Annotated in this window: 7 protein-coding genes, 1 tRNA gene and 2 rRNA genes; 8 read left to right on the top strand and 2 right to left on the bottom strand. The window is 61.1% G+C overall.

Features of this window, described 5'->3' with window-relative positions; translation table 11 throughout:
* Positions 1-179 precede the first annotated feature (179 nt).
* The 3 genes from E5E97_RS02815 (at position 180) to E5E97_RS02805 (ending at position 3,441) form a co-directional block, all read left to right on the top strand.
* Positions 180-3,068, top strand: a 23S ribosomal RNA gene (locus tag E5E97_RS02815).
* A gap of 84 nt (positions 3,069-3,152) precedes the next feature.
* A 5S ribosomal RNA gene (gene rrf, locus E5E97_RS02810) occupies positions 3,153-3,267 on the top strand.
* A 97-nt stretch (positions 3,268-3,364) separates the two neighbouring features.
* Positions 3,365-3,441 (top strand) — tRNA-Asp (locus E5E97_RS02805).
* Positions 3,442-3,532: 91 nt separating this feature from the next.
* Here the strand turns inward: E5E97_RS02805 and E5E97_RS02800 are convergent.
* Positions 3,533-3,865 (bottom strand): cupin domain-containing protein, encoded by a 333-nt coding sequence (locus tag E5E97_RS02800; RefSeq protein ID WP_005306245.1) that lies wholly within the window; start codon positions 3,863-3,865, stop codon positions 3,533-3,535.
* A 226-nt stretch (positions 3,866-4,091) separates the two neighbouring features.
* Here E5E97_RS02800 and E5E97_RS02795 point away from each other — a divergent pair, with 226 nt between their 5' ends.
* The 5 genes from E5E97_RS02795 (at position 4,092) to E5E97_RS02775 (ending at position 9,336) form a co-directional block, all read left to right on the top strand.
* Positions 4,092-5,450, top strand: a complete 1,359-nt coding sequence (locus tag E5E97_RS02795; RefSeq protein ID WP_162901778.1) for an NCS2 family permease — start codon at positions 4,092-4,094, stop codon at positions 5,448-5,450.
* A 231-nt stretch (positions 5,451-5,681) separates the two neighbouring features.
* Entirely contained in the window at positions 5,682-6,752 is a 1,071-nt protein-coding gene (dhaK, locus tag E5E97_RS02790) for a dihydroxyacetone kinase subunit DhaK (protein WP_118880207.1), read from the top strand.
* A 15-nt stretch (positions 6,753-6,767) separates the two neighbouring features.
* Complete coding sequence (gene dhaL, locus E5E97_RS02785; protein ID WP_118880208.1) at positions 6,768-7,397, top strand: dihydroxyacetone kinase subunit DhaL; 630 nt, start codon at positions 6,768-6,770, stop codon at positions 7,395-7,397.
* Position 7,398: 1 nt separating this feature from the next.
* On the top strand, positions 7,399-8,115 hold the full coding sequence (dhaM, locus tag E5E97_RS02780; RefSeq protein ID WP_118880209.1) for a dihydroxyacetone kinase phosphoryl donor subunit DhaM: 717 nt from the start codon (positions 7,399-7,401) through the stop codon (positions 8,113-8,115).
* Between the two features lie 138 nt (positions 8,116-8,253).
* Positions 8,254-9,336 (top strand): glycerol dehydrogenase, encoded by a 1,083-nt coding sequence (locus tag E5E97_RS02775; RefSeq protein WP_118880210.1) that lies wholly within the window; start codon positions 8,254-8,256, stop codon positions 9,334-9,336.
* Between the two features lie 93 nt (positions 9,337-9,429).
* Here E5E97_RS02775 and dhaR read toward each other — a convergent pair whose 3' ends face one another.
* Entirely contained in the window at positions 9,430-11,340 is a 1,911-nt protein-coding gene (dhaR, locus tag E5E97_RS02770; RefSeq protein WP_171279848.1) for a dihydroxyacetone kinase operon transcriptional regulator DhaR, read from the bottom strand.
* Between the last annotated feature and the right edge of the window lie 27 nt (positions 11,341-11,367).

Raw genomic sequence — 11,367 nt, 5'->3', positions numbered from 1 at the left:
TCAGCCTTGTGCTGTTGCAAACATGCTCTTTAACAATCTGGAAAGCTGATTTAAAAAGTAGTTCTCAAACATTTGTTACAAGTGCTTTGGAAACTTCTTGGCGAAAACCAAATTTTATTTGGTCCTTGTTGTACGACAACAAGCCGTGCCGGTTTCACCGACACTTCTTGGGGTTGTATGGTTAAGTGACTAAGCGTACATGGTGGATGCCTTGGCAGTCAGAGGCGATGAAGGACGTACTAACCTGCGATAAGCCGTGAGCAGTCGGTAAGAGACATTACGACTCACGGATTTCCGAATGGGGAAACCCACTTAGCATAAGCTAGGTATCGCTACGTGAATACATAGCGTAGCGAGGCGAACCGGGAGAACTGAAACATCTAAGTACCCCGAGGAAAAGAAATCAACCGAGATTCCCTCAGTAGCGGCGAGCGAACGGGGATTAGCCCTTAAGCATCTTGGAAGTTAGTGGAACGGTCCTGGAAAGGCCGGCGATACAGGGTGATAGCCCCGTACACGAAAACAACCTTGATGTGAAATCGAGTAGGGCGGGACACGTGACATCCTGTCTGAATATGGGGGGACCATCCTCCAAGGCTAAATACTCCTGACTGACCGATAGTGAACCAGTACCGTGAGGGAAAGGCGAAAAGAACCCCTGTGAGGGGAGTGAAATAGAACCTGAAACCGTGTACGTACAAGCAGTGGGAGCCCTTCGGGGTGACTGCGTACCTTTTGTATAATGGGTCAGCGACTTACATTTTGTAGCGAGGTTAACCGTATAGGGGAGCCGTAGGGAAACCGAGTCTTAACTGGGCGTCTAGTTGCAAGGTGTAGACCCGAAACCGGGTGATCTAGCCATGGGCAGGTTGAAGGTTGAGTAACATCAACTGGAGGACCGAACCCACTAACGTTGCAAAGTTAGGGGATGACCTGTGGCTGGGGGTGAAAGGCCAATCAAACTCGGAGATAGCTGGTTCTCCCCGAAAGCTATTTAGGTAGCGCCTCGGACGAATACTACTGGGGGTAGAGCACTGTTTGGGCTAGGGGGTCATCCCGACTTACCAACCCCATGCAAACTCCGAATACCAGTAAGTAATATCCGGGAGACACACGGCGGGTGCTAACGTCCGTCGTGAAGAGGGAAACAACCCAGACCGCCGGCTAAGGTCCCAAAGTTCTGGTTAAGTGGGAAACGATGTGGGAAGGCTCAGACAGCTAGGATGTTGGCTTAGAAGCAGCCATCATTTAAAGAAAGCGTAATAGCTCACTAGTCGAGTCGGCCTGCGCGGAAGATGTAACGGGGCTCAAACCAGGCACCGAAGCCGCGGATTCACGCTAAGCGTGAGTGGTAGGGGAGCGTTCTGTAAGTCTGCGAAGGTGTATCGAGAGGTATGCTGGAGATATCAGAAGTGCGAATGCTGACGTAAGTAACGATAAAGGGGGTGAAAAGCCTCCTCGCCGGAAGACCAAGGGTTCCTGTCCAACGTTAATCGGGGCAGGGTGAGTCGACCCCTAAGGCGAGGCCGAAAGGCGTAGTCGATGGGAAGCAGGTTAATATTCCTGCACGACTTGTAATTGCGATGGGGGGACGGAGAAGGCTAGGTGGGCCAGGCGACGGTTGTCCTGGTGAAAGTGCGTAGGTGGTGTTTCTAGGCAAATCCGGAGACACAACACTGAGACACGAGACGAACACACTACGGTGTGGAAGCCATTGATGCCCTGCTTCCAGGAAAAGCCTCTAAGCTTCAGATTACAAGTCATCGTACCCCAAACCGACACAGGTGGTCGGGTAGAGAATACCAAGGCGCTTGAGAGAACTCGGGTGAAGGAACTAGGCAAAATAGAACCGTAACTTCGGGAGAAGGTTCGCTCTTGACAGTGAAGTCCCTTGCGGATGGAGCAGTTGGGAGTCGCAGTGACCAGATGGCTGGGACTGTTTATCAAAAACACAGCACTCTGCAAACACGAAAGTGGACGTATAGGGTGTGACACCTGCCCGGTGCCGGAAGGTTAATTGATGGGGTTAGCGCAAGCGAAGCTCTTGATCGAAGCCCCGGTAAACGGCGGCCGTAACTATAACGGTCCTAAGGTAGCGAAATTCCTTGTCGGGTAAGTTCCGACCTGCACGAATGGTGTAACCATGGCCATGCTGTCTCCACCCGAGACTCAGTGAAATCGAATTCGCCGTGAAGATGCGGTGTACCCGCGGCTAGACGGAAAGACCCCGTGAACCTTTACTACAGCTTGGCACTGAACATTGAACCTACATGTGTAGGATAGGTGGGAGGCTTTGAAGGCGTGACGCCAGTTGCGCTGGAGCCGTCCTTGAAATACCACCCTTGTATGTTTGATGTTCTAACGCAGGCCCCTGAATCGGGGTCGCGGACAGTGCCTGGTGGGTAGTTTGACTGGGGCGGTCTCCTCCCAAAGAGTAACGGAGGAGCACGAAGGTTGGCTAATCCTGGTCGGACATCAGGAGGTTAGTGCAATGGCATAAGCCAGCTTAACTGCGAGACGGACAGGTCGAGCAGGTACGAAAGTAGGTCATAGTGATCCGGTGGTTCTGAATGGAAGGGCCATCGCTCAACGGATAAAAGGTACTCCGGGGATAACAGGCTGATACCGCCCAAGAGTTCATATCGACGGCGGTGTTTGGCACCTCGATGTCGGCTCATCACATCCTGGGGCTGAAGTCGGTCCCAAGGGTATGGCTGTTCGCCATTTAAAGTGGTACGCGAGCTGGGTTCAGAACGTCGTGAGACAGTTCGGTCCCTATCTGCCGTGGGCGTTGGATGATTGAAGGGAGTTGCTCCTAGTACGAGAGGACCGGAGTGAACGAACCTCTGGTGTTCGGGTTGTCACGCCAGTGGCACTGCCCGGTAGCTAAGTTCGGAATCGATAACCGCTGAAAGCATCTAAGCGGGAAGCGAGCCCTGAGATGAGTCATCCCTGACCCCTTGAGGGTCCTAAAGGGCCGTTGGAGACCACAACGTTGATAGGTGGGGTGTGTAAGCGCGGCGACGTGTTGAGCTAACCCATACTAATTACCCGTGAGGCTTAACCATACAACACCCAAGAAGTGTTCTAAGGCTTGTAGCAGATACCGAGAACGAACAACAAAATCAGCTTTCTTAGATTGAAGTTATTTGCCTGGCGGCCATAGCGCCGTGGAACCACCTGAACCCATGCCGAACTCAGAAGTGAAACGCGGTAGCGCCGATGGTAGTGTGGCATTCGCCATGCGAGAGTAGGACACTGCCAGGCACCCAATTAAACAGTTATGCACACATTGCATAATTGGCCGAGAGGATGACACCTCAATGAAGCGGCAGACAATTTAGCAAAAAGCTAACCAGACAGCGGAGCGGTAGTTCAGTCGGTTAGAATACCGGCCTGTCACGCCGGGGGTCGCGGGTTCGAGTCCCGTCCGCTCCGCCACTAACAAGAAGCCCAGTCTAGCGACTGGGCTTTTTTTCGTTTCCGATACCGCACTCATTGCCTCGAATTGCCTCTTTTTTCCTCACGCGGCTCAGTAAAACACGCAGAGCCAGACGGTGGTCATGTCGGGATGGGTCCATTCCACTCGGTGTTTCTGGCGGGCGGGAATGTTGATGTGGTCGCCCGGGCCCAGCTGTACCAGCTGCTGTTGCTGGGTCTGCGGGTCGATGAACAGCAGACTGGCTTCCCCCTGTACCACCAGGATCCACTCATGCTCATCCTGATCGTACCATTCACCCGGGGCGGTTTGATGGCCGTGGGAGAGGATGCGTTCGATCCGCAGGTGGTTGGTGCTGACCAGATCCTGAAAGAGTTCGGTAGGCAGTGGCGAGGGAATATCGTTCAGCAGATTGCGCGTGTGCATGGGTATCTCCCGTCTGACAGTGCGAGTGGTTCTCTGCAGTATAGGAGCGAGCCTGGTAGGCAAAGGTGAGATCCGTGACAGGCAGACAAGCAAATTCGTGTCCGAACGAGAACGATTACGGCCATTTTGATGAAAAAATCAGGGAATTCGCTGCAATTCCGACAAATTCTTGCTATTTTGCGCGCCACGAAAGCAAACGATTTCCTTCACACTTTCAGGACAAGTTATGGCAAAGCAAGATATGGCCGCCCAATCAGGGAACGGCGGCTTTTTGGACTCTTATTTTTCCATTTCTGCGCGCGGTAGCAGCGTGCGCCAGGAGTTGCTGGCCGGGTTGACCACCTTTTTGGCCATGGTTTACAGCATCATAGTGGTGCCGAACATGCTGGGCGCTGCCGGCTTTGAGCAGGGGCCGGTATTTGTCGCCACCTGCTTGATCGCCGCCTTCGGCTCCCTGCTGATGGGTCTGTGGGCCAAGCTGCCGATGGCCATCGGTTGCGCCATCTCCCTCACCGCCTTTACCGCCTTCAGCCTGGTGCTGGGGCAGGGGTTGAGCATCCCGGTGGCGCTGGGTGCCATCTTCCTGATGGGGGTGCTGTTCACCCTGATCAGCGTCACCGGCGTGCGCCAGTGGATCCTGGACAACCTGCCCTCCGGCATCGCCCACGGTACCGGCATCGGCATCGGTCTGTTCCTGCTGCTGATCGCCACCAACGGCGTTGGCATGGTGATCAAGAACGAAGGGGCCGGCCTGCCGGTGCAGCTGGGTGAGGTCACCGCCTTCCCGGTCATCATGACGGTGCTGGGTCTGGCCGCCATCTTCGGTCTGGAGCGTCGCAAGGTGCCGGGCGGCATCCTGATGGTGATCATCGCCATCTCTATTCTGGGCCTGGCCTTCGACCCGAAAGTGACCTGGCAGGGCTTCTTCGCCATGCCGAGCCTGACTGGCGAGAAGGGCTCTCTGGTGGGCAGCATGGATCTGCTGGGCGCCCTCAACCCGGTGGTCATCCCCACCGTACTGGCACTGGTAATGACCGCGGTGTTTGATGCTACCGGCACCATCCGTGCCGTGGCCGGTCAGGCGGGCCTCATCAACGAGCGTGGCCACATCATCAGCGGCGGCAAGGCACTGACTGCCGACTCCGTCAGCAGCATGGTGGCGGGCGCCGTCGGTGGTGCACCGGCTGCCGTCTACATCGAATCTGCCGCCGGCACCGCCGCCGGTGGCAAGACCGGTCTGACCGCCGCCCTGGTCGGCGTGCTGTTCCTGCTGATGATCTTCCTCTCCCCGCTGAGCTATCTGGTACCGGCCTATGCCACCGCACCAGCGCTGATGTACGTCGGCCTGCTGATGCTGGGCAACGTCACCAAGCTGGACTTCAACGACTCGGTCGATGCGCTCTCCGGCATGCTGTGCGCCGTCTTTATCGTGCTCACCTGCAACATCGTTACCGGCATCATGCTGGGCTTCGTGGCGCTGGTCGTCGGTCGTCTGTTTGCCGCCGAGTGGAAGAAGCTCAACATCGGCACCGTGATCATCGCCGTGGCACTGGTGATCTTCTATGCCGGTGGTTGGGCCATCTAAGGCTCCCGGGTTACGTGAAGGGCTCCTGCGGGGGCCCTTTTTGTTGGCTGTGAGACGGCTAACAGTTTTCCTCATATTGGCTCCGCACTGTTTCAGATTGAAACGCCGACGTCCCTTCTGCTGTTTCAGATCCGAACCAAACTCCCGGTTATTTTTATCCTGTTTTCTGTCGTTAGACTGGCTCCATCAACCATCTGCCTACCCGTGTGGTAGCAAGCCAAGGAGTGAGCCATGAAGAAATTGATCAATGCCGTCGATGCCGTGGTCCGTGAACAATTGATGGGGATGGCGGCCGCCCACCCCGAGCTCAAGGTCCGTATCGAGCCACACTACATCACCCGTGCCGACTCCCCCGTGATGGGCAAGGTGGCACTGGTCTCCGGTGGCGGCAGCGGCCACGAGCCGATGCACGGCGGTCTGGTAGGCAAGGGGATGCTGGATGGCGCTTGCCCCGGCGAGATCTTTACCTCGCCGACCCCGGATCAGATGTATGAGTGCGGCCAGGCGGTCGATGGCGGTGCCGGCGTGCTGTTTCTGGTGAAGAACTACACCGGGGACGTGCTCAACTTCGAGACCGCGGTCGAGCTGCTGCACGGTGACGGGGTCAAGGTGGGCTTCGCCCTGATCGATGACGATGTGGCGGTCAAAGACAGCCTCTATACCGCCGGCCGTCGTGGTGTCGCCACGACTGTGTTGTGCGAGAAGCTGGTCGGCGCCGCAGCCGAAGCCGGCTATGACCTGGCGCGCTGCGAGGCGCTGGCCCGCCGCATCAACAACCAGAGCCGTACCATAGGCGTCGCTACCCACGCCTGTACCGTACCGGCCGCCGGCAAGCCCTCCTTCACCCTGGCGGACAACGAGATGGAGTTCGGCGTCGGCATCCATGGCGAGCCGGGCATAGCGCGCCGTCCCTTCACCAATCTCGACACCCTGGTGGGGGATATGTTCAATGAACTGGCGGACAACACTCCCTATGGCCGCACCCTGCGTCACTGGGACAGAGCCTCCGGCAGCTGGCAGGAGGAGCACACCTTCATCGAATCGCTGAACGCGGGCGATCGCGTCATCGCACTGGTCAACAGCCTGGGCGGTACCCCGATCTCCGAGCTCTACGGCGTCTATGGTCGTCTCGCCACCCTCTGCGAAGAGGCGGGCATCCATCTGGTGCGCAACCTGATCGGCCCCTACTGCACCTCCCTCGACATGACCGGCATCTCCATCACCTTGCTCAAGGTGGATGACGAGCTGATGACCCTGTGGGATGCCCCCGTTCACACCCCGGCCTTTCGTCGCGGCTGCTAAGGAGTCTTCATACCCATGCTAAGCAAACATCAGATCGTCAACTGGCTGCTCGACTGCGAACATATCTTCACCGAGCAGCGCGACTACCTCACGGCGCTGGATACCGACATCGGCGACGGCGACCACGGCCTCAACATGCAGCGCGGCTTTACCAAGGTGGCCGAGAAGCTGCCGGCAGTGGCGGACAAGGACATCGGTCAGGTACTGAAAACCACTGGCATGACCCTGCTCTCCTCGGTCGGCGGTGCCAGCGGCCCGCTCTACGGCACCTTCTTCATCCGGGCCGCGGCCAGCAGCGATGCCTGCCAGAGCCTGACCCTCGGCCAGCTCGGCAAGATGCTGAGCGACGGGGTGGAGGGGATCGTCTCGCGCGGTCGCGCCGAGCCGGGTGACAAGACCATGTGCGACGCCTGGTGGCCAGCCCTGGCCGCCCTGCAGCAGGCAGAGCAGCAAGGCTTGCCGCTGCCCGACGCGCTGGACAAGGCGGTCGCGGCCGCCGCCGCCGGCACCGAGGCCACCATCCAGATGCAGGCCCGCAAGGGGCGCGCCAGCTATCTTGGCGAGCGCAGCATCGGCCATCAGGATGCCGGGGCCACCTCGACCCTGCTGCTGCTGACCGCCCTGCGTGACAGAGCGAGGTTGTGACATGATCGGAATCGTAGTGGTCTCTCACAGCGCCATGCTGGCAGCCGGCTTGAAAGCGCTGGCCGACCAGCTGGGCAGCCCGGCGAAACTGTTGCTGGCGGCCGGGGTCGATGACCCCGACCACCCCATCGGCACCGACGCCATCGCCGTGATGAGTGCGATTGAAGAAGCGGACGACGGCAGCGGCGTGTTGGTACTGATGGACTTGGGCAGCGCCCTCTTGAGCGCCGAGACCGCCCTCGAGCTGTTGCCCCCGGAGCTGAGTGCCCGGGTGCGGCTCTGCCCAGCCCCGCTGGTCGAAGGCACCCTGGCTGCCGTGGTGGCGGCCGGATCCGGTCTGACGCTGGACGAGGTGGCCGCCGAGGCGCTCGGTGCGCTGGGCCCGAAACAGGCGATGCTGCCGGGCAAGGCGGAGCCGCAGGATGTCGAGACCGCTCCTGCGCCCGACGACGGCTGGCTGCGCTGCGAGGTGGTGGTCGACAATCCCCACGGCCTGCACGTGCGCCCTGCCGCTCGCCTGGTGGCGGCACTCAAGCCTTTTGCCGCCGAACTCAGGCTGCAAAAGGAGGAGAAAGAGGCCAACCCCCGCAGCCTGACCCGGCTCACCATGCTTAACGTGCGTCAGGGTGACCGACTCACCCTGCTGGCACGCGGGGAGGATGCCGAGGCCGCCTTGGCCTGCTTCCAGCAGCTGGCTGCGGAGCGCTTCGGCGACTGACGCCACGGTTTCAAGGCGCTGCACTCGCTCGCTGAGCCGGTGCAGCCCCATTCAAGACGAAGGAGTCCCCGGCACTGCCGCCCCTTCGCCCCTGTTAGTTTCAAAAGATGTCTTATGAACTAGAGAGAGGGATAAAATATGGACCGCATCATCATCAGCCCCAGCAAATACGTGCAAGGCAACGGGGCCCTCGCCAACATCGGCAACTACGTCAAGGCGCTCGGCGCCAAGCCGCTGATCCTGGCCGACGCCTTCGTCACCAAGCTGGTTGGCGATACCGTGGCGACCAGCTTCCACGGGGCAGGCATCCAGCCCGAATTTGACTGCTTCAACGGCGAGTGCTCCCGCCCCGAAATAGACCGCCTGCTGGCGCGCTGCAAGCAGACCCCGTTTGACGTCATCATCGGCATCGGCGGCGGCAAGACGCTGGATACCGCCAAGTCAGTCGCCTTCTACCAGCAGGTACCGGTGGTCATAGTGCCGACCATCGCCTCCACCGATGCCCCCACCAGCGCGCTGGCAGTCATCTACACCCCGGAGGGACAGTTCAGCGAATACCTGATGATCCCGACCAACCCCAACATGGTCATCATGGATACCGGCGTGGTCGCCCGTGCCCCGGTGCGGCTCTTGGTCTCCGGCATGGGGGATGCGCTCTCCACCTACTTCGAGGCGCGCGCCAACAAGGTGTCCGGTTGCCAGACCATGGCCGGTGGCGCCTCCACCCTGGCGGCGCAGGCCATCGCCGAGCTCTGCTACAAGACCCTGCTGGCCGATGGCTACAAGGCCAAGCTGGCGGTGGAGCAGGGGCTCTGCACCAAGGCGGTGGAGAACATCATCGAGGCCAACACCTATCTGAGCGGTATCGGCTTCGAGAGCAGCGGTCTGGCCGCCGCCCACGCCGTTCACAACGGCCTGACCCAGCTGGCCGAGTGTCATCACCTCTATCACGGTGAGAAAGTGGCGTTCGGTACCCTGGTGCAGCTGGTGCTGGAGAACGCCCCCATGGCGGAGATCGAAACCGTGCTGGGTTTCTGCCGCTCGATCGGCCTGCCCACCAACCTGCATATGATGGGGGTCAAGGAGCTGGACATAGCGCGCCTGATGGACGTGGCCAAGGCCTCCACCGCGGAAGGGGAAACCATCCACAACATGCCGTTCAAGGTCACCGCCGAGGATGTGCTGGCGGCCATCGTCACCGCCCACCAGCTGGGGCTGTAACTGGCCTCTGACAAGCGTGCCATATAGAAAGGCCCCGCATCTGCGGGGCCTTTTCGTTTTCAGCGGGCCTGTTGGCGAAAGCTCGGGCCGGCGTCAGCCGTGATAGTCGGCGGGGTCGATCTCGAGCAGTTTCAGTCGTCGCCAGAGGGTGGTGCGGCCGATCCCCAGTTGCTGGGCCATCTGGCTGACCTGCCCTTTGCAGGCGTGGGCGCAGCGCAGGATGGCCTGACGCTCCAGCTCGGCCAGGGTGAGCAGCGGTTGTCCCACCACCTCGTTCGCCACCAGTTGATGGCCGTGGCGAATGGCGGCTGGCAGCGCCTCGGGCGGGATCTGCGATTGGCAGGAGTGGAGCAGGGCATGCTCGATGGCGCTGCGCAGCTCCCCCAGGTTGCCGGGCCAGGGATAGGCGAGCAGGCAATCGAGGGCCGCCGGGCTGAACTGGCGCCCCGGCTCGCGTCCCTGCGCCCCCAGCTGCTGGCTGATGAGGCCGGGCAGATCGGCCGTGCGCTCGCGCAGGCTCGGCAGCCACAGCTCGCACGCCTGCAGCGCATAGAGCAGCTGCCGCCCGAAGTGTCCCTCCTGCACCTTCTGCTCCAGCGCGGCGCTGCTGGTGGCGATGATCCGTACCTTGAGCGGCAGGATGCGGGCCGAGTCGAAGCGCTGGAGGCGGCCGGTCTTGAGCAGTTGCAGCAGCGCCGCCTGCATGGGGGCAGAGAGGCACTCCACCTGCTCCAGCACCAGGGTGCCACCGTGGGCCAGTTCGAACTTGCCGGCCCGCTCCTGTCCCGCTTCGTCGGATCCCATCAGCTCCAGCGCCATCCGCTCGCTTGGCAGCGCCTGGCAGTTGAGGGTGACGAGCGGGCCGGCGGCCTGCTCGCTGCCGAAGTGGATCGCCTCCGCCAACTGGGCCTTGCCCACCTCCTCCTCGCCACGCAGCAGGATGGGGCCCGGGCTTTGGGCCGCCTGCCTGGCGTAGCGCAGCAGCTTGCGCATGGCGCTCGATTCGCCCACCAGCGCCGACAGCTCGGGCACCGTCTGGCGCAGCTGATGGATGGCCCGCAGCCGATCGACCGGGTGCAGCAGCACGATAAAGCTGACGCCGTCCGGCCCGGGCAGCGGCTTGAGGCTCACCAGCGCACTGATGAACTCCGCCTCCTGCCCGCCCACCCGCTCCAGGGTTACCTCCACGTGGCTCAGGGTGGTCTGCCCCTTGATGGCGAGCTGCAACCGCTGGGGTAGCAGCAGGTGCTGCTCCAGCGACTGGCCGAGGCAGAGATCCGGGTCGAGCCGCAGCCGCCTGGCCGCCAGGGCGTTGAGGTAGCGCAGCCTACCCTGCGGGTCCCAGGCCAGCACGCCGTCATCCATGCCGTCGAGCAGGGCGTAGAGCTCGCTCAGGTGGTGCTGGGACTCCTGCATCAGGGTCTCCATCTGCAGCAGGTGGGCCAGCTCGCGCCCGGCGCTGACGGTGAGCGCCAGATCGCCGGCGCTCGCCTCCTCCACCTTGCAGGTCAGCGCCATGATGGCGACCTGACGGCCGTTGCTGTTGTAGACCGGGCTGGCGCAGCAGTGCCAGGGGTGCAGGGTCTGGTTGAAGTGCTGGGTACCGCTGATGCAGAGCGGCATCCCTTCCAGCGCCGCCAGATTGATGGCATTGGTGCCGATCCGCCCCTCGCTGAAAAAGGCGCCGGGGCCGAAGCCGAGCGCTTCCAGCTCCGCCAAGGTGTCGGGGTGGCCGGTGCGCGCCAGCAGGCAGCCGCTCTCGTCGGTGAGCAGCAGGGCGCAGGGGCGCCCCTCCATGAATTCGTAGAGATCCTCGAGCGCCATCTCGCCGGTGGTGAGCAGGTCGCGCTTGCGCTGGCGCAGGCTCTGCAGGGTCTGGCCCTTGGCACTGTGGGGCGGATGCCAGAGGGTGGCGCTGGTCTGGTGGGCGCAGCGCAGCCAGGAGGCTTGCAGATAGTCAGGCCAGGCCCGGGCTGGCGGCATGGAGGCGGACAGGATGGTCACGACAAGATCCGGCAAAGAGACGAACGC

The sequence above is a fragment of the Aeromonas sp. 2692-1 genome (assembly GCF_013085505.1).
Lineage (GTDB): Bacteria > Pseudomonadota > Gammaproteobacteria > Enterobacterales > Aeromonadaceae > Aeromonas > Aeromonas hydrophila.
Note: the sequence above shows the minus strand (reverse complement) of the source record. Positions and strands in the feature narration are given on the sequence as shown.

Excerpts from the sequence above, each read along its gene's own strand:
- dhaM (WP_118880209.1), top strand. The coding sequence starts at position 7,399 with ATGATCGGAATCGTAGTGGTCTCTCACAGCGCCATGCTGGCAGCCGGC.
- E5E97_RS02775 (WP_118880210.1), top strand. The coding sequence starts at position 8,254 with ATGGACCGCATCATCATCAGCCCCAGCAAATACGTGCAAGGCAACGGG.
- E5E97_RS02795 (WP_162901778.1), top strand. The coding sequence starts at position 4,092 with ATGGCAAAGCAAGATATGGCCGCCCAATCAGGGAACGGCGGCTTTTTG.
- E5E97_RS02800 (WP_005306245.1), bottom strand. The coding sequence starts at position 3,865 with ATGCACACGCGCAATCTGCTGAACGATATTCCCTCGCCACTGCCTACC.
- dhaK (WP_118880207.1), top strand. The coding sequence starts at position 5,682 with ATGAAGAAATTGATCAATGCCGTCGATGCCGTGGTCCGTGAACAATTG.
- dhaL (WP_118880208.1), top strand. The coding sequence starts at position 6,768 with ATGCTAAGCAAACATCAGATCGTCAACTGGCTGCTCGACTGCGAACAT.